The organism is Fodinibius halophilus, assembly GCF_011059105.1.
GTDB classification, from domain to species: domain Bacteria; phylum Bacteroidota; class Rhodothermia; order Balneolales; family Balneolaceae; genus Fodinibius; species Fodinibius halophilus.
On record NZ_JAALLS010000002.1, the window covers coordinates 99,752 to 118,732 of the forward strand.

At 40.8% G+C, this 18,981-nt stretch carries 20 protein-coding genes; 5 read left to right on the forward strand and 15 right to left on the reverse strand.

Translation table 11 applies throughout. The annotated features are described in order from the left end of the window. Positions 1-24: 24 nt before the first annotated feature. The 5 genes from G3569_RS02080 to G3569_RS02100 all read right to left on the reverse strand — a co-directional run bounded on the left by G3569_RS02080 (position 25) and on the right by G3569_RS02100 (position 4,517). Positions 25-723, reverse strand: a complete 699-nt coding sequence (locus G3569_RS02080; protein ID WP_165265608.1) for an ABC transporter ATP-binding protein — start codon at positions 721-723, stop codon at positions 25-27. Next, positions 720-2,201 (reverse strand): DUF5687 family protein, encoded by a 1,482-nt coding sequence (locus tag G3569_RS02085; RefSeq protein WP_165265610.1) that lies wholly within the window; start codon positions 2,199-2,201, stop codon positions 720-722. Before G3569_RS02085 ends, G3569_RS02080 begins: the two co-directional genes overlap by 4 nt. 145 nt (positions 2,202-2,346) lie before the next feature. Beyond that, positions 2,347-2,985 (reverse strand): class I SAM-dependent methyltransferase, encoded by a 639-nt coding sequence (locus tag G3569_RS02090; protein ID WP_165265612.1) that lies wholly within the window; start codon positions 2,983-2,985, stop codon positions 2,347-2,349. Positions 2,986-2,988: 3 nt separating this feature from the next. Continuing rightward, complete coding sequence (purM, locus tag G3569_RS02095; protein ID WP_165265614.1) at positions 2,989-3,993, reverse strand: phosphoribosylformylglycinamidine cyclo-ligase; 1,005 nt, start codon at positions 3,991-3,993, stop codon at positions 2,989-2,991. After that, positions 3,990-4,517: a YfiT family bacillithiol transferase gene (locus G3569_RS02100; protein WP_165265616.1), complete on the reverse strand. Its 528-nt coding sequence runs from the start codon at positions 4,515-4,517 to the stop codon at positions 3,990-3,992. The genes purM and G3569_RS02100 overlap by 4 nt, the downstream gene beginning before the upstream one ends. 459 nt (positions 4,518-4,976) lie before the next feature. Here G3569_RS02100 and dtd point away from each other — a divergent pair, with 459 nt between their 5' ends. Beyond that, positions 4,977-5,417: a D-aminoacyl-tRNA deacylase gene (dtd, locus tag G3569_RS02105; RefSeq protein WP_165265617.1), complete on the forward strand. Its 441-nt coding sequence runs from the start codon at positions 4,977-4,979 to the stop codon at positions 5,415-5,417. Between the two features lie 121 nt (positions 5,418-5,538). After that, the gene (locus G3569_RS02110; RefSeq protein WP_165265619.1) at positions 5,539-6,429 is read left to right on the forward strand and encodes an alkaline phosphatase family protein; all 891 of its coding nucleotides are present in this window, start codon (positions 5,539-5,541) and stop codon (positions 6,427-6,429) included. A 202-nt stretch (positions 6,430-6,631) separates the two neighbouring features. Here the strand turns inward: G3569_RS02110 and G3569_RS02115 are convergent, their stop codons facing one another. Beyond that, a complete protein-coding gene (locus tag G3569_RS02115; RefSeq protein WP_165265620.1) occupies positions 6,632-7,189 on the reverse strand; it encodes an adenylate kinase in 558 nt (185 codons plus the stop codon). 160 nt (positions 7,190-7,349) lie between these two features. Between G3569_RS02115 and G3569_RS02120 the strand changes: the two genes are divergently transcribed. Both G3569_RS02120 and G3569_RS02125 read left to right on the forward strand, forming a co-directional pair. Next, complete coding sequence (locus G3569_RS02120) at positions 7,350-8,705, forward strand: alkaline phosphatase D family protein (protein WP_165265622.1); 1,356 nt, start codon at positions 7,350-7,352, stop codon at positions 8,703-8,705. 109 nt (positions 8,706-8,814) lie between these two features. After that, positions 8,815-9,699, forward strand: a complete 885-nt coding sequence (locus G3569_RS02125) for a mechanosensitive ion channel family protein (protein ID WP_165265624.1) — start codon at positions 8,815-8,817, stop codon at positions 9,697-9,699. Positions 9,700-9,756: 57 nt separating this feature from the next. On the opposite strand, the gene G3569_RS02130 is transcribed toward G3569_RS02125, so the two are convergent. Beyond that, entirely contained in the window at positions 9,757-12,987 is a 3,231-nt protein-coding gene (locus G3569_RS02130) for a WD40/YVTN/BNR-like repeat-containing protein (RefSeq protein ID WP_165265626.1), read from the reverse strand. A 142-nt stretch (positions 12,988-13,129) separates the two neighbouring features. Here G3569_RS02130 and G3569_RS02135 point away from each other — a divergent pair, with 142 nt between their 5' ends. Then, positions 13,130-14,356 (forward strand): ABC transporter permease, encoded by a 1,227-nt coding sequence (locus G3569_RS02135; RefSeq protein ID WP_165265628.1) that lies wholly within the window; start codon positions 13,130-13,132, stop codon positions 14,354-14,356. Between the two features lie 6 nt (positions 14,357-14,362). Here the strand turns inward: G3569_RS02135 and G3569_RS02140 are convergent, their stop codons facing one another. From G3569_RS02140 to rpmB, 8 genes are all read right to left on the reverse strand, one after another. After that, entirely contained in the window at positions 14,363-14,812 is a 450-nt protein-coding gene (locus G3569_RS02140) for a MarR family winged helix-turn-helix transcriptional regulator (protein WP_165265630.1), read from the reverse strand. Between the two features lie 73 nt (positions 14,813-14,885). Then, positions 14,886-15,653 carry an exodeoxyribonuclease III gene (locus tag G3569_RS02145; protein ID WP_165265632.1) on the reverse strand — a complete coding sequence of 256 codons (768 nt, stop codon included), beginning with the start codon at positions 15,651-15,653 and terminating at the stop codon, positions 14,886-14,888. Positions 15,654-15,749: 96 nt separating this feature from the next. Further along, positions 15,750-16,964, reverse strand: coding sequence for a tyrosine--tRNA ligase (tyrS, locus tag G3569_RS02150; protein WP_165265634.1), 1,215 nt, complete (start codon positions 16,962-16,964; stop codon positions 15,750-15,752). 7 nt (positions 16,965-16,971) lie between these two features. Then, positions 16,972-17,541 carry a CvpA family protein gene (locus G3569_RS02155; RefSeq protein ID WP_165265636.1) on the reverse strand — a complete coding sequence of 190 codons (570 nt, stop codon included), beginning with the start codon at positions 17,539-17,541 and terminating at the stop codon, positions 16,972-16,974. An 11-nt stretch (positions 17,542-17,552) separates the two neighbouring features. Beyond that, complete coding sequence (locus G3569_RS02160) at positions 17,553-18,008, reverse strand: GatB/YqeY domain-containing protein (protein ID WP_165265638.1); 456 nt, start codon at positions 18,006-18,008, stop codon at positions 17,553-17,555. A 111-nt stretch (positions 18,009-18,119) separates the two neighbouring features. Continuing rightward, positions 18,120-18,293, reverse strand: coding sequence for a DUF4295 family protein (locus G3569_RS02165; protein ID WP_165265640.1), 174 nt, complete (start codon positions 18,291-18,293; stop codon positions 18,120-18,122). Positions 18,294-18,313: 20 nt separating this feature from the next. Then, on the reverse strand, positions 18,314-18,478 hold the full coding sequence (gene rpmG / locus G3569_RS02170) for a 50S ribosomal protein L33 (protein WP_165265642.1): 165 nt from the start codon (positions 18,476-18,478) through the stop codon (positions 18,314-18,316). Between the two features lie 3 nt (positions 18,479-18,481). After that, positions 18,482-18,727: a 50S ribosomal protein L28 gene (gene rpmB / locus G3569_RS02175; protein ID WP_165265644.1), complete on the reverse strand. Its 246-nt coding sequence runs from the start codon at positions 18,725-18,727 to the stop codon at positions 18,482-18,484. Between the last annotated feature and the right edge of the window lie 254 nt (positions 18,728-18,981).

The window sequence follows — 18,981 nt, forward strand, 5'->3', positions numbered from 1 at the left end:
AAATAATTTTAACTATATGGTTAATTAAACCCTGAAATATTCATCTAACTCTTCTGTCATCTGCTGTTTATCAGCATTCAGATCTTTTTTAATTATTCCCTTTTCCAAAATTACAATACGGTTACATACGTCTGTAACATGAACCAGATCGTGACTGGATATAAGATAGGTAACCTGATTCTGTTGTTTTTCTTTTGTTATGAGCTTTTTAAGCCTGCTTTGTGAACTGGGATCCAGATTTTCAAAGGGTTCATCCAGAATTACAACATTCTTGTTACCCAACATAGCTGCAGCAATACCAACTTTCTTTAAATTACCCTTAGAAAGGTCGCGAATATACTTGGCATTATCGATTATCTCTCCGTTAAACAGTTCTTCAAACTTTTGAAGGTGCAGCTCCAGGTCCCGTTGCGAAAGCCCGTAGATAGAACGCAGAGTATCAAAGTATTCACTTGCCGTAAGGTAGGTCAACAGCATGTGCTCATCCAGGTAGGCCCCTACATTATTTTTCCACTCTTCGGTATTTCGTACGTTATCACCCTCTAAAAAAACAGTCCCTTCTGAAGGACGAATAAGATCTAAAATAAGTCGAAAAAGGGTAGTTTTTCCCGCTCCATTATTACCCACAAGCCCGAAACATTCTGCTCTGGGGATAACTAACTGGGGGATATCCAATACCTTTTCGTTGTTATATACTTTTTTAAGATGTTCTATTTGTATCATAACTCCTGCCTGAATGAGGAACCAATTTTATACTGGTTCTTTAAAATTTTGTTTACTTGTAGCTGAATAAACTTTTCATGAAAGAATATTCCTATTACTCCCGTAGTTGCAAGTGCGGCAACGCCTGCCATATCATTAACCATAAATGCAAATGGCAGGTAAATCAAATACGGTAAAATCAACATGGGAATTATCATAAGAAATTGGGCCGCCCCCATGCCTTCATAGTTAAACATCGCCCTTTTATTAAGATCAATAGGCTTTGGTTTCATTAAGGCCAGAAAAACTATGCAGTTTACTGTTACTCCCATATTAAATAAAAAAGTAGCTCCGTTTACCAACACTACTTTCCATCCGTAATACACATAGGGAAGAGATAATACGAAACATATTAACGAAATAACCCCAAACAATATGTACTTACCTGTTACCAGGGCTTCTACACCTTTGTAATTTGATGAGAAAAAGTCGAAATAGGCTGAATTCCAGCTTAAAAAATATTGCCCGTAATTCATTATAAAGATGCCGGTAATAAATATGCCTACAAAAATAGTCATTCCCGGAATACCTTCACCGAAATCCATATCCCCGTAAAAAATGAGCCCATACAATAAAAACAGGGGGGATAGAGCCAGCATTACCCGAGGTCGCTTATGACGCAAAATTAGTTTTAATTCAACATCAGCCATCTTACCTGCAATACCAAAACGATCAAAAGCGGATATGGAACTGGTAAAATAGCGGCTGTCTTTTTCTTTACTTAGCTCCTCTATATATGCGTTGTTTAGGTAGTACCTAAACGTTTTATAATAGAGCAAAACAGCCATAAAAAATATGATGCCACAAGGTATCCAACTTGTTAGAGCTAAATCATAAAATGGAGCTACCCATTTTCCAATGTTAAACCATCCAAAATAAAAGCCGGCTGTGCTGCTTATAAATACTGTAGCCATAAGGAGCAGTCCCATGCTACTTTCTCCGTACTTTTGTTTAAAAAAAAGCACAAACCAATGAATTGCCCAGCTGATTAATAATACTGCCAATAACCATGAAACAGCACCTGATGTACCAAATGCACCACTAAAATGTGATACTGCTATGGGCCCAAAAAGTAACAAGGGAACAATATTCAGGGCAGATATAAAGGAGTTGGATAACACAAAATGAATAATGGAAGGTCTGCCAATGGGTAAGTGTAAATAGTTGGCAAGATCAACAGGGGATATCTTTTGTAAAAAGTAACGGTATATGATTTCCGTGAAAAAGTAGAAGATCAGGTAGGTATTAATAAAACCACTTATATTATTTTGATACCCAAACTCCTCGGCAAGCATTTCCATAGAAAAACCGACTACCAAAATATTTACCAGTAATACAAAACCAATAAAAAATAGAAAAACTCCTGTTACCAGGTCTCGGCTTAGCGTAACTGATCGTACTGCTTTTAAAAAACGTAGTTTTAAAAATGTAAAGTACATATTATTTATACTGCTCTATATTTGACACCGATAGCTATATTTATCTCGGATTTGTTACTGTGATGATCTCTTGGTCTTTAACTATACTCATAAACTTTGAGTATTACTTTCCTGTCATCAAAAATAAAAATATTATAGTTGGCATTTACTTTTTTTCAAAAAACAATGTAATAAGCCTTGGAATATCATCTTTCTCACTTTGATATTCCTGCATCCTTAATATCTCAAACCCTGCATTAATCGCTTCGTTAACATATTCCGAAACCGGGTGTGTAAAAGCATTCACTAATACTTCTTCCCCTGTCTCTTGACGAGTAAACTTTGCTTGTGATTGCTGCAGCTGTTTATACGGATGGAGTTCAGCTAAATATAGTTTCCCATCGGTGCGGAGTACCCGAGAGGCTTCACTGAATACATGAGAGAGATCTTTGACATGCTCTAATACAAGATTCCCCACGATAAGATCAAACGACTCATCTTTAAAATCCCACGGTTCAGTAATATCCGCAACTGTAAAATCGATCCCGGTAGATACTCGTTGCCGAGCCTTTGCCAACATTTCTTCCGATATATCTACCCCTGTAACATTTTTTGCCTGCTCAGCAAGAAATGCGGTGTTTAACCCTGTACCGCAACCAATTTCTAAGATCTCTTTACTTTCAAGATCTAAGGACGCTTTTCGAATCGCTTCATAGTTGAGATCTCGCGTCAGATTATTTTTTGAGTCATAAACTTGCGCCCACTCATCGTAAGCCTCTCGAATCTGATCAGTATTATTAGACATACTTTACTCAATTTTCCCAATGGTAATGACTTCTTCATTCATCGCATCAGCTTTTTCCCGTACTTTATTTGCCGTATCAGCATCTACGATAGCAATGAGGCCAATACCCAGGTTAAAAGTAGATCGCATATCGTCTTCGGGAACGTTCCCGATATCCTGAATTAACTCAAAAAGAGCCGGACGATCCCAGGCATCCCAATCTATGTTGATGTTAAGATCATCGGGTACTACGCGCTTGGTATTTCCAATAATTCCGCCACCGGTCACATGAGAAAAACCATGTACGCCTTCAAAATCTCGTAGCTCTTTGATAATGGGTAAATAAGATTTGTGAACTGCAAGCAGTGCTTCACCTACGGTTCCATCAAGCTCTTCTACCTCATCAGATACTTCATACTCAGAAAACAGCACTTTACGAGCCAGCGAATAACCGTTCGTATGCAATCCCGTACTGGGGAATCCCAACAGTAGATCCCCTTTCTGAATATCTTCACCGTTGATCACTTTTTCGCGATCAACCAAACCTACAATGGTTCCGGCCAGATCAAATTCGCCCTCACTGTAGATATCGGGCATTTCTGCGGTTTCCCCGCCGATAAGTGCTACCCCATTTTCTTTGCAGGCTTGGGCAAAACCTTTAACAACTTCGTAACCAACATCTTGCTCCAGTTTCCCGGTAGAAAAGTAATCCAGGAAGAACAGGGGATCTGCACCACAGACGGCTATATCGTTTATGCAGTGATTCACCAGATCTTGGCCAACCGTATCATATTTTTCGGATTTAAAAGCTACAATAAGCTTCGTTCCTACGCCGTCAACACTGCTCACAAAAACAGGATCATCGTAGCTTCCTAAATCCGGACGAAAGAAACCGCCAAAACCACCGATATTGCTTAATACCGCATCGCTGTGGGTCTCTTTTACTACGCCCTTAATTGATTCTACCATTTCTTCTCCGGCTTCGATATCAACGCCGGCGTCTTTGTAGGTAAATTTCTTTTTACTCATTGCGTCCAGTTTTTTCGCTTTTTCAAAGTTGTGATGTGTGCCAGATGATGTTTCCCGTGCCAGGCATAAAGCCCAATCAGGCTTTTAAGCACAAGTATACCTTTGTCGGGATGAACTAGTTCTCGGTTGAGCTGATTTTTATCCAGCGATTTTAGTACATGAGTCCAACGCTGGTGAATACCCGTAATCATTTTCAGTGAAGACGCTACAGGTTGCATCGTATCACTGAGATTAGCCCAGGAATCCTGATCATAGGATTTTATGGTCGGTTTATCTTCTGTAAGTGTCAGTTTTACTCGTAAATAACCATTTAAGTGGCTGTCAGCAATATGGTGAATCACTTGCCGAAGGGTCCAACCATTTTCCCGATAAGGAGTATCAAGTTGTTCGGTTGTCAGTTCTGAAACTTCATTCCGGAGCTGTTCTGGTAATGCTTCAATCTCGTCAATCCAGCGGGCAATATCCCTGGGAGAAATAGGATCTTGGGTCTGGTATTGACCGATCGGATATTTGAGACTTTGCATACTAAATCCAGAACGTTTCAGAGGTTCGCTTTTTTAACTGATATGAATATAGCCAACTTGGATCTCGTTTTTAAGAATTTTTTCTCCACATTATCCACCGGAAAACACTAAATACTATAAGATTATAATATTTGTAGTACATAGTAGTTGCTGTGGATAAGTGGATAACTTTTTGATACACACCAATATAAAATTATTAACAGTATTGTGGATTATTTTGTGGAAAACTATCGTATAAAAAACAATTACTTAGCGGTAACTAATTTTGGTTATCCACAATCCACAAAAAAGTGAGTGTCAAGAAAAAAATGTTATCGACACGAATTTTCGATTGGATAACCTGTGGAAAACAAAATTAAGTTGTTGAAAGCTGTGGAGAAATTTTGTTGGTTTTGAATGTTCTATTTTGAGAAGAAGTTATACACATACTTATCCACACACTTATCAACAGACTTAAATATGAAAGTAGTTCTACAACGGGTATCAAAAGCGAGTGTTACAGTCGACGATGTGCGAATCGGAGAAATATCAGATGGATTGATGCTGCTGGTCGGTATCCACGAAGATGACAGCGAAGAGCAGATGGAATGGCTTGCAGAAAAGATTTTAAAGCTTCGTGTGTTTGATGACGAAGGTGGCAAAATGAATTTATCGGTTCAGGATGTAGAAGGAGAAATTCTGGTTGTGCCCCAATTTACCCTGTACGGGGATTATGAGCAGGGGAACAGGCCCAGTTATTTTGAGGCGGCTGGGCCCAAAAAGGCTAAACAATTATATAAAGAGATGATCACCTATTTTGAATATAACTCTGCTCTAAACATAGAGACAGGAAAGTTTGGGGCCTATATGGATGTCCAGCTCAACAACGATGGACCGGTTACATTGGTTTTAGAGCAGTAAGGCCTATATAATAGGCGTTATTAAATAGGTATTATCCTGATTATTTTTGAGGATCTTTAACGAACTAATAGATGCTGAAATGAATTCAGCATGACATGAGTCTTTTAATGGATTAATAAGAATGTCCGTACTTTTTTTATTTATAGACGGTGTTGGTCTTGGTGCACAAGGTCCATTGAACCCATTTTGTGATGTTAATTACAGGGGTTTTACGGCTATGGCGGGTGATCGTAATTTTACAGTCGATTCGCCTTCTTTTAAAAATAGTGAGCATATATTCAGAAAGATTGATGCAAATCTTGGGGTCGAAGGACTACCACAGAGCGGAACAGGGCAAACGACCTTGTTTAGCGGAAAAAATGCATCTCTAAAAATAGGCAAACATTTTGGTCCTTTTCCGCATTCAGGAATCAAACCTTTTTTAAAAGAGGAGAGTCTTTTCCATAAGGCCCAGAAAATGGGAAAGCGCTGCCAGTTTATAAATGCCTATCCCGACATCTTTTTTGAGAAAGCTCGCGAGAGAAATCGCTGGAGCTGTACTACCTTAATGGCAAAAAGTGCTGATCTTTCTCTTAACAGTACCGAAGATGTTAAGGAGGGCAGGGCATTAACGGCAGAGATTACCCAGCAGGCTTGGAGAGAGCAGCTGGACATAGACGTACCCCATATTTCTCCCGAAGCTGCTGCAGATCGATTGTTAGAGCAGGCAGAGAGCTTTGATCTGCTGCTGCACGAATATTATTTGACGGATAAAGCCGGTCACAGCCAGGAGATGAAAAGAGCGCACCAATTTCTGTCGACCTATGATCGTTTTCTGTGGCACTTGATCCGAGAAAAACCAACTGATGTAACAATAGTATTATCCAGCGATCATGGAAATGTGGAAGATCTATCAGTAAAAACACATACCCTGAATGATGTACCGCTTTTTGCATATGGACCTGGAGCTGAAGTGTTTTCGGGGGCATCCAGTATTATGGATGTAACCCCGGGTATTATAGAAATGCTATAGCGAATGTTTGGCTAAGAGACTATTCTATATAGTAAGAGCGACTTTGTGTGTACCCATTAATTTGCGGAATCTAACTCGATGAATGTATTATTGATATAATTAAATGGTTAGTTAGTAATTGTTATTGGTTAATTATCAGGTATAAAAAAAGCTCCCTGCTATTATACAGAGAGCTTTAAAAACGGTTGTAAAAGATAATCAGTTAATTATCCAACGTATCTTTAATTCTGTTGAAGATCTCTTCAATAGAACCTACGCCATCGATACCGATAACTACATCCTGCTTTTGGTAGTAGTTTAATACCGGTTGTGTTTCATTTTGGTATACCTCAAGGCGGTTTTTAACTTTTTCGGGGGTATCATCAGAACGACCCTCACCCCGGCTTAAGATACGGTCCACAAGTTCTTCTTCCGGGACTTCTAACTGTAAAAAAGCATCTAGCTGTTTATCTTTTTTCTCAAGAATTTCATCAAAGGCCTCGGCTTGGGGAACGGTACGAGGAAATCCATCCAAAATGTAGCCATCGTCGTACTTATCATCTTTTAACTCCTCTTCAACAAGTTCAACAACTTTTTCATCGGGGACCAGTTCTCCTGCGTCAAGGATAGATTTAACCTCTTTGCCCAGAGGGGTTTCATTTTTTATAGCAGAACGGAATATTTCACCGGTAGAAAGGTGGGGAATCCCATATTCTTTGCTTATAAGTTGTGCTTGGGTTCCTTTGCCGGCGCCGGGAGGTCCAAAGATGATGATGCGCATAAAATTAGGTTACTGAGAGTTTTGGTTGCTTTGAAAGAAGCTGAAAATAGGGCAATCGGTAAGTATATTCAATTTTAAAAGGAACTTAACTTCTTCTTAATGAAAATGTGTTATCGAACCCCTAACTTAGACTTGAAATAACGACAAAAAAATAAGTTTTATGCGAAAGAAGTTATTATCACTTTTTATACTCCTTATTGTATCAACAGTTACTCTATATGGGCAACAAACGACAGAGTTATTGGAGGCCGGCCCGATGTTGGGCTATGTAGAGATGCAGGAGGCTAACTTATGGTTACAAACTACAAAACCGGCAGAATTTGAACTGAAGTATTGGAAGAAGGGAGAAAAAAATAATCTTGTTCAATCGGTTAAAAATGAAACACGGGCAACTGCATCGAATACTGCCCACATTAAATTAGCTGATCTTAAGATAGGGGCTACTTACAGTTATGACTTATATATAGAAGGAGAGAAGGTCTCACTGCCGTATGATACCGAGTTTAGTACGCAAGAGCTCTGGCAATGGCGCAGGGATGCTCCCGATTTTAAAGTTGCAATGGGATCTTGTCTCTATATTAATGATTCCAAATATGACCGGCCGGGTACTCCCTATGGAAAGGGCACAGAGATCCTTAGAAAAATAAATAAGCAAGATCCTGATATCATGTTATGGCTGGGCGATAATGTTTATTACCGGGAACCGGACTTTTATTCAAAGTCGCGTATGGATTACCGATTCAAAGATGCTCGGAATACACCGGATATGCAGCCCCTGTTGGCAAATGCTGTTAATCTGGCTACCTGGGATGATCACGATTACGGTCCTAATAATTCTGACCGATCTTACCGCATGCGCGAAGAGGCATTGGATATTTTTAAGCGGTATTGGGTAAATCCAAGTTATGGTACTGCCGAAGCCAAGGGAGTGTTTACTAAGTATAAATACAGTGATGTTGAGTTTTTCTTTATGGATGATCGCTACCATCGGGCTCCCAATAATATAGATAGCGAAGAGAAGGATTTCTTTGGAGATGCGCAGCTGCAGTGGTTAAAGGATAGCTTGGTTGGTAGTTATGCTACCTTTAAGATTATTGTGGTTGGTAACCAGGTGACTAATAAGATGAATGACCATGAATCGCTGGTAGCTTATGGAGAGGAATACGATAATCTTATGGCATTTTTAGATAAGCATGATATCCCGGGCGTACTATTTATATCGGGCGATCGACATTTTACCGAGCTCCTTAAAACAGAGCGCGAAGAGGGGTATCCTATTTATGAGTTTACCTCTTCACCTTTGTCCAGTGGCGTCTATAGCACATTAGATGAGTCCAACGAGTATCAAAATCCGCAGCGAGTAGAAGGGACCCTGGTTCATAAAGATCAAAACTTTGGGATGTTGCATGTGAAAGGAGGAGAGGATAACCGGCGATTAGTGTTGGAGACCTACGGATCAGATGGAGAAAAGCTTTGGGATTATAGTATTACCGAAAAGGAGCTTTCTAATAAATAATGGCTTAAAAGCTGATTTTTGATTCAATTTCGCTATATATTGCAGTAGGGAAGTTGTTTACTATAGACAGTTTCCCTATTTGTTTAATTTGCAATTAATTGCCGGTGATATGAGTTGGGAAGAATTTTTTAGTTATATCAAGAATGTTCTAAGCTTTGAGCTATTTACGATTAGTGGTGTCCCGGTTACAACGGCTTCCATTGTAACATTTTTTCTACTCCTTACTTTCTTTATTGTCGCAGGTATATTTGCTCGTCGAGCAATAAATCGTAAAGTATTTAAGCGATTTCATGTTGATGAAGGCACGAGTTATACGCTTTCTCGAATAACACAATATGTTATAATCACCATTGGAGTGTTGATCTCTTTTAACTTTGTTGGGATCAATCTTAGTAGTCTCACCGTCATATTTGGACTTCTTTCGGTAGGTATTGGTTTTGGGCTACAGAATGTAACGTCTAACTTTATTTCAGGGCTTATCATTCTGTTTGAACGTCCCATTAGCGTAGGTGATCGCGTGGTTGTCAGTGATATTGAGGGAGATGTTATTGAGATTAATATACGATCTACGATGGTGCGGACGGTAAATAATATTTCAATTGTAGTACCAAACTCTGAATTTGTCTCCAAAAATGTGATCAATTATTCCCACGGCGACCCTACCTACCGGTTGGATGTAAATGTTGGCGTTTCGTATGACTCAGACTTGGATACGGTGTTAAAAGCGCTTGAGGAAGTAGCTGAAAATAATAGCAGCGTAATGAAAAAGCCCGAACCGGAAGTTTACTTGGAAGAGTTTGGAGAATCTTCTTGGAATATTCAGTTGCGCTCATGGATTCCCAACGTTAAAGATTATCCTAAAGTACGTAATGAGCTTAACCAGGCGATTGTACGAACATTCAATAAATATGATATCGTGATTCCATATCCCCAACGTGATTTACATATGCGGAGCTCGGTAAAATTGCCTATTGATGGAGGAGAGCAAAAATAATAAAGTAGCACCACATATACTCGTGATGCTACTTAAAAACAAAATAATATGGTTGAATTAGTTTTCGATTGGAATGGCTTCTTGTTCAATCTCCTCAACTAAATTAGAGACCTCTCCTTTTAAAATGGGCTTAACCTTCTTGAATTCGGCATCTACTTTAGCAGCCAGTTCTTCATATACTGCATATTGTTGCTCGGTAGGACGACCATCGCCCGTAGCAACAGTACTCGCAAGAGAAGCGAGTTTATTATTCAGCTTTATCGGATAGTTAAGTACATCTTGGTAAGACTCTGCTTTTGTTTGCATGAGGTTACTTTCCACATCAGAAAGAGTAGTCATTATTTCTGTTACCCGCTCTTGGACCTGCTCGTTATTTTTATAATCAGACTTGACCTGTTTTAGCTCTTTCCGTACCGTTCTGATCTTATTAATCATTTTGTGAGTAGTATCCAGCTTAGAGATAATGGACTGATGCAGATCAAACTGCGCCTCGAAATCATCTTGGGTGATTTCAATACGTGGATCTTTGGTGATTTCAAACTCTTTAGCCATGATGGTTTCATCATCTACAATCAGCCTTACTTCATAGGTGCCGGGTACGGCTGTGGGACCTCGGGTAGAACCGGCCCATAGAATTTGACGCCCGTTGAGGTCGGCAGCACCGGGATAGCGCATATTCCAGGCAAAAGAGTTGAGTCCGTCTTTAGTAGTCAGAACATCAGAAGAAACGTCATGCTCTTTCTCATGAAACTTCTCAGATTCTTTAACCTCGTTTCCTTCAAGATCCTCTTTATTGGAAAAGGTGCGTATAACATCACCATCGGCCTCTGCAAACTGTAGCTGTACCTCTTTATTACCGATATCCTTATTGAGGTTGTAATGAACAACCACCCCATCTTCAGGATTTTCTCCTAACGTTTGACCGGGATCAATATCAGTGTGGCTTCCAAAGAGATAGGTAGTTTCAGGCTGATAGAGGTAGTAGTCCGAATTTGAAACTTTATCGCTTAGCTGGTGAAGTACATTCAGATTGTCGAGTATCCAGAACGATCGTCCCTGGGTAGCTACTACGAGATCTTTGTCCCGTTTGTGAACAGCAATATCAGTGACAGGCACAGATGGTAAATTGAGCTGCAACGGCTGCCATAAATCTCCGTCATTAAATGATACATAGACCCCGGTTTCTGTACCGGCATAAAGCAGGCCTTCTTTGTTAGGATCTTCCCGTATAACGCGGGTAAAATCTTTAGAAGGGATCCCATCTGTAATCTTTGTCCAGCTTTTGCCGTAGTCATCAGTTTTATAAAGCATGGGGCTAAAATCATCAAACTTATATCGGGTAGCAGCCAGGTAAGCAGTACCGGCATCATGGGGCGAAGGATCAATGATACTGGCCATCGCCTCAGGCATACCGTCAGGCGTTACCTCGGTCCAGCTTTCGCCGTTATCACGGCTTATATGGATGAGTCCATCGTCGGCCCCGCTCCACAGGATGCCCTTCTTAACGGGCGATTCTGCGAATGTGAAGATTGTATTGTAATACTCAACGCTGGTATCATCCTTAGTAATAGGTCCGCCGGATTCCTGCTGCTTAGATTTTTCGTTTCGCGTAAGGTCTCCGCTAATGGTTTCCCAGCTCATGCCTTCGTCATCAGAGCGGTGCACATATTGCGAGGTGGCATAAAGCATATCCGGATTGTGGGGAGAGATATAGATCGGGAATGTCCACTGGAAACGATATTTCAGACCTTTAGCTCCGGCGCCCATAGGATTGTCCGGCCATACATCAATACGATCGCTCTGATCGGTAAATTCATTGAACTTGTTAAAGTAACCACCGTAACTACCCCCATAGGTTATATTGGGATTTTCGGGATCGGGAGCAATATATCCACTTTCTCCACCGGCAACCGCATCCCAATCTCGGGTACTAATGCCATAGCCCGAAGTTCTGCTTTTGATACCTACGGTACTGTTGTCTTGTTGGGCACCATAGATGGTATAAGGAAACTGGTTATCTAGGATAACCTGGTAAAACTGAGCGGTAGAATATTTATGATATGAAGACCAGCTTTTTCCTCCGTTGTAAGTAACCTGGCCTCCGCCGTCGTCAGCAACAACCATGCGATTACTGTTATCGGGATCGACCCATAGGTCATGGTGATCGCCATGGGGGGTGCCAATTCGTTCAAAAGAGCTACCGCCATCGGTTGATTTATGAAAGCTTACATTAAGAACATATACGGTATTTTCATTTTCAGTACCGGCTACGATGTGAGTATAGTACCAGGCCCGTTGACGCAGACTTCGGTCACTGTTAATGCGGTTCCATGTTTTTCCACTGTCATCAGAACGGAAAACCCCACCGTTTTCACTTTCAATAATAGTCCAAATACGATCGGGATTTACGGGGGAAACAGCTACTCCAATTTTACCCATCAGACCCTTGGGCATGCCCGGGCGTTGCGAAATATTAGTCCATGTTTCTCCGCCATCAGTACTTTTGTATAAGCCACTGCCTTCACCACCGCTCGACATTTTCCAGGGATTTCTGAATGCTTCCCATAACGATGCATATAGAATACGGGGATTACTAGGGTCTACTTCAATATCAACTGCACCGGTATGTTTATTATGGTAGAGCACTTTTTTCCAGCTTTTCCCGCCATCAGTAGTTTTATAAACGCCGCGCTCTTTATTTCCTTTTGTTCCAAATGCGTGTCCCATGACGGCAACCCATGCGATATCGGCATTATCGGGATGTACGGTGATCTCCCCAATAAAGTGAGATTCAGGTAACCCTATGTGGGACCAGGATTTACCACCGTCAACCGATTTATAGACTCCATCACCGGCCGACATATTACCACGGATGCATGTTTCTCCCATTCCGGCATATATCACATTATGATCAGAGGGAGCTACGGCAATTGCACCGACAGAGCCGGTTTTAAAATATCCATCCGAAACATTAACCCAATTTCGGCCGCCGTTAGTGGTTTTAAAAACACCACCGCCCGTAAATCCTGCATAATAGGTATTGGGTTTGTCGGGATGTCCACTCACCGCAACAGAACGCCCGCCCCGGAAGGGGCCAATATTTCGATAGTCTAGCTCCTGCAGATATTGCTGCTCATGTGTAACCTCTTCTACTCCTTCAGCGATATCATTGCCGCCGAAACGCTGAGCATGTGATATGAATGAATTCCCTAAAAGTAGTACTGTTGAGAATACAACAACTAGGAATACAAATCTTTTTTTACATGGTACTATTGTTTGGATAAGCATAACCCTGAGTTTATTAGAAATTGAAGATACTGGAAAAGCAATGTATAAAAATAGTTATACCATTTTAGGTAAAAAATTGTGAACTAGGGAAGTACAAATATTGGGAGGTGGTATCTTTCGTGATTATGGTTATTTTTAACCTATGAAAACAACTGGATTTATAGCCAAGCGCTACCTTTTTTCTAAAAAGCATATTTCATTAATCTCGACCCTTACCGGTATTAGTATTACCGGCGTTACTATTGGTACGGCATTACTAATTGTGGTACTAGCAGTATTTAGTGGTTTTTTTGAGGTTATAAAGGGTTTTCTATTGCAAAACGACCCTGATATCCGTATCGAAGCAAAAGCATCTGACTCTTTTCTATACACCGGCGATATGAAAGAAAAGCTTGCCGGTATTAAAGAGGTGCGTAACCTGGCGCCTTATATACAGGGCAAAGCATTACTGGCGCTTGCTGGAGAGACAGATCAAGTGGTGAATGTACGGGGAATCGATCCTGAAAAGTATTTCAAGATTAATCAACTGGATAAAAGTATCGTTGACGGAACGGCAGATCTAAAGGTACGCAATAAAAAGCCGGGTATTTTGATATCCAGCAGGGTAATGACGGATTTGGGCTTAAGTATTGGTGATAAGGTCGTATTATTAAGTGCGGACGGTATGCGTAAATCGTTAACGCAGTTTTCGTTACCGCGCACGTACCGTTTTGAAATAAGAGGAACCTATTCAAGGAAAGGAATTACAGAAGGCCCGGGCCTCTTTATAGATTTGAAAGCGGCCCAACGGCTTTTTGAGACCCGATCTAATGTATCAGGAATTGAGGTACGCCTGCAGGAAACAAAGCAAGCGGAGGAGCTTAAAACTTCACTGGCTCAAATGCTGGGGAACGATTTTAAAATATCCACCTGGTATGATCTGCAACGCCCGCTTTACGATGTGATGTATCTTGAAAAGTGGAGCGCCTATTTTATCCTGATGATTATCGTCATTGTAGCAGTGTTAAATATTATTGGGTCTTTGAGTATGATTGTGATCCAAAAAAACCGCGATATTGGAGTGTTGCTCACAATGGGTTTTACGCCTGCCGATATCAAAAATATATTTATGAGACAGGGGTTATATATCGGGTTAATCGGATGCGGTATTGGGGGCAGTTTAGGACTGCTTCTGAGTTGGTTGCAGAAAGAATATGGGCTTATAAAACTCTCTTCCAATTTTATTATTGATGCCTATCCGGTTACGATAAACTCTTTTGATGTGTTTATTGTGTTGGCCGGTAGCTTGGTCCTTTGTATACTGGCAAGCTGGTATCCGGCCAGGAGGGCTTCAAATGTGGAACCGGCTGATGCTGTACGCTATGACTAGAAAAGCTTAATCTTCTTGAAGACCAAGCTTTTTACAGATCCTGCTAATGCTTTCGAGTTCATCATCAGAAAGTACTTCAAACTCATCCATAATAAACTCGAGATGTTTAGGAAAGTAAGAAGAGATAAATTCTTCACCATCTGATGTTAGGTGCACAAGTACAGAGCGTCGGTCTTCGGGGTCTTTTTGGCGTTCAACCCAGTTGTTCTTTTCCAGGTTATCGACCACCATCGTAATGTTACCACCGCTTTTGAGTAGCTTTTCAGCCAACGCTTTTTGGTTGAGAGGTCCTAAATGAAATAATGCTTCTAGTACACCGAACTGGCTAACTGTCAGGTCAGCTTCAGCCAGGTGGCGGTTTAACCGATTATTAATCGATTCTGTTGACCGCATTAGCTTAATAAAAGCATTAAGGGTTTTTTGTTCTTTATCGCTGCCGTCGTAATGCGTACCCATTGATTCTAGGGTAAGTAGTTTAGTATTAAGAAGTTAAGCTGTGATAATATAATATTTTAAAGCGTCAATACCATTACAGACCATAACTGATGGTAACAGGTGCATGGTCAGACAGATCCCATTCCATTTCTATAATGGCTTCTTGAGCAGCATCCAACATTTTGGGACAGGTTATGTGGTAATCGATGCGCCACCCCTTATTACGGTCTTTTGAAGCAGCTCGGTAGCTCCACCAGCTGTAGAGGTCGGGTTCGCCTTCATGAAGACGACGATAGACATCTTCAAAGCCTGTTTCTAATAATCTTGTTACCCATTCTCGTTCTTCTGGCAAAAAACCGGAGCTGTTTTTATTTCGCTTGGGATTGTGAATATCAATGGGTTTATGGCAGATATTGTAATCTCCGCAGAAAACCACGGGCTTATCACCGCTAAGATATTTTTGTGCAAAGGGTAGAAAGTGATCCAGAAACTCCATCTTTAGATCTTGTCGTTCATCGCCGGTAGTACCGCTGGGGGCATAAATAGAAAATACAATAAGATCGTCGAACTCAGCTTTCATCACTCTGCCTTCACTATCGATCCAATCAACACCAATACCCTTTTCAACTTGCAGTGGTTCTTTTTTTGATAAGATACCAACTCCGGAATAGCCTTTTTTTTCTGCTGTATGATAGTATTCGTGATAATCCAGTTTATTAATAGGTCCGGGTACCTGGTGTTCCATGGCTCGGAGCTCCTGCAGGCAGATGATATCGGGATCTGTCTGGTCTACCCAATCAGTAAAACCATGCCGATGAGCCGCACGAATACCATTAAGGTTTAATGATGATATTTTAAGCAAGGTAGAGGAGTTTCAAATTGAGGTTCAGAGAAAAAGAAGTGAGAACAAAAGACGTAATGCGTATGGAATTACTCCTCACGCATTACGCATCAAAAACTACTTAGCTTTTACGATAGCATATTTCCGTTTACCAACCTTTAAGGTAAATTCCGTGGCATCGTCAAAAGTAATGCTGTATCCTTTATCTGATATTTTTTCATCATCAATAGAGATACCGCCCTGCTTAATAAGACGCTTGGTTTCTCCGTTACTGGAAGTAAATTCAGCGTCAGAGACGATATCAAGAAGGCGTACTTCTGATCCGGCCTCATATTCCAGCGTAGGAGCATCATCGGGCACAGCGTTGCCGATCACTGTTTTTTCAAAATGTTCACGTGCCGCTTTGGCTTTTTCTTCTCCGTGATAGATGCGAGTGACAGAGAGTGCAAGTTCGTGCTTGGTATTACGGGGATCTTCTTCGATCTTTTTCTTGTATTTCGGAAGGTCATCTACGTCAATATCAGAGACCAGTTCAAACCATGAGTACATTAACTCATCCGGGATAGAAAGAACTTTTCCATACATATCATTGGCATCTTCTGTAATGCCAATATAGTTGTCATAAGATTTGGACATCTTTTTAGTTCCGTCAGTGCCAACTAGCAGAGGCATCATCAGGGCAATTTGTGGCTCTTGCCCATCATCTTTTTGGAGTTCACGGCCTACCAGAAGATTGAATTTCTGATCGGTACCGCCCAGTTCCACATCCGACTGCAGGTGAACTGAATCTTGGCCCTGAGCCAGTGGATATAAAAATTCGTGCAAGGATATGGGTTCATTGTTGTTGTACCGCTTAGAGAAGTCGTCACGCTCAATCATCCGTGCAACGGTAAGCTTAGATGTCAGTTTAATAACATCCTGGAAGTTCATAGATCCTAACCACTCAGAGTTATATACAATAGTGGTCTGCGATTCATCCAGAATTTTAGTAGCCTGGTCTAAATAGGTCTTGGCATTTTCACGAATCTCTTCAGGGGTAAGAGCAGGACGCGTTTCATTTTGTCCCGTAGGGTCGCCGATGAGAGCAGTAAAATCTCCGATAATCAAAATAGCTTCATGGCCCAGATCTTGGAACTGGCGAAGTTTGCGCAAGATTACAGAGTGCCCCAGGTGTAAATCAGGGCGCGTTGGATCGCATCCTAACTTAATCTTGAGGGGTTTATCCTCTTTCTTTGATTTTTTGAGCTTTTCAACAAGCTCGTCTTCCGGTACAATTTCAACAGTACCTCTTTTAATTACGTCAAGTTGTTCGTCAACAGGTAAGAATGCCATAGTAGTTTTAGGAATTACTGTTCTTATCTAACGTTGGGAAATTGTTTATTGGGTTATTTTTCTCAAGCGTTTGTTCTATCGTTGCTTTAAAGTCTTCGGCGCCGGGATAGATAGTGGCAACCACATCATAGGCCCATGGGGCAAAATATATCACATAAGAATAGGTTGCGGAAGCATCGCGAGATTCTTGTGAGGGAAGGCTAAAGCCAGCCATAATTAACAAGACAGCACTTATAACAATACCACTTTTTAAGGAGCTGAATAACGCACCTGCGATTCTATTGATAAAGTTGAGCTTAATTGTTTCTAAAACCTTTTTGCTGAGATACGCTATAAGGTTTACCCCGGCCACGGTACCTATAAAAATCACCAGTCCCGAAATAAAGGGGACAAAGGATGCTTTTTCTTCAAAGAGGGGTTCAATAATACGACCCACCGGCTCCATATATTGGAAAGTGAAGAAGACAGCCAGTATTATACCAACAATGCTAAGTACTTCTTTAATGATACCATTCATGAATCCGCGGTAACAAAAATATGCGATGGGTAGCAGTATAAGGATATCCAGCAGATTCATGATCAAATAGGCTATGAGAGTTCTTCTTTAACCACTTTGCTGACAAGAGAACCTTCTGCTTTGCCTTTAAGTTCTTGCATCATTACTCCCATAACCCGGCCCATATCAGACATGTCATTGGCACCAAGTTCATCTATCTTGGCTTGAGCTACATCGCGGACTTCTTCCTCAGAAAGCATTTCAGGGAGGTACGATTCAATAATCTCAAGCTCTTCTTTTTCATTTTGAGCTAAGTCAGCACGATCGCCTTTTTCAAACTGATCGATAGATTCTTTTCGCTGTTTAGCCGCTTTCATTAACACTTCTGTTGCCTGTTCATCAGAAATGGAGCCTTCACCACCTTCACGTTCGCTTATTTCACGTTCTAATAACTTAGATTTAAGTGAACGAAGTACGCGAAGTCGATCTTTGTCTTTGTTTTTCATGGCTTCTTTAAGGTCTGCCATGATCTGTTCTTTGATAGCCATAATGCCGTAATGGTTATGTTAACGGTATTGTGAGTGGGTACTCCCATCCCATAAAAAAAGGTTCCACTCGTAAAAACGAATGCAACCTTTTTGGCAAGTAAAGACTGGGTCTTAGTTCTCTTTATTTTCTTTAATAAAGTCCTTTACATCCTCTTGGTCAATGATTGCTTCTTTATAACCGTACTTGTTGTTATCGGTTTTAGTAGCAACAATTACCTTTGCCATTCGTCGGTCAGCGGAACTGCTTCCTTCGCCTTCTGTTCCAAATGTTTTCTTTTTAGCCATAACTCTACTCTGTTCTTGTACTATTTAATTTCTTTGTGAACGGTGTGCTTTTGAAGAACCGGGTTGTACTTCTTAAGCTCAATCCGATCAGGAGAGTTACGACGATTTTTTGTCGTAACATATCGGGATGAGCCCGGCTTTTCGGTGCACTCTAAAATTACCTGTATTCTGTTTCCTTTTGCCATTGTCTAAACGTCTTTTATGATAGTTCCTTTTCTTCGGGCTTCTTCCAGTACGGCATGAATGCCTTTTTTATTAATTGTGCGAAGCGTCTTAGCAGAAACCTTTAACGTAACCCACTTATCTTCCTCGGGGACATAGAACTTCTTTTTTTGCAGATTCTGCTGAAACTTGTGCTTCGTTTTGTTATTAGATTTTGAAGAGCGGTAGCCGTTCTGCGCTCCTTTTCCTGTTATGTCGTCTTTACGTGCCATGTCAATAAAAGCTCATTAATTGTGTTTCTCAGATAGACTGGAAAAATAGGCTTATTACAAAAAAATATCAATGTTTCTTTTAGACTGATTTTTTTTACATATTTGGAGCGATTCAGCCGCAAGCATTTAGCTGTAAATATGGCATTTTAAAAGACGCTTTAAATTGCATGTGCAAGCTTATCTCAACTTTTGGCGATAAGGGTATTGCTTTCTTTGATTTTGCCTATTTATGCGCTATTTTCAGGCGTCTTCAT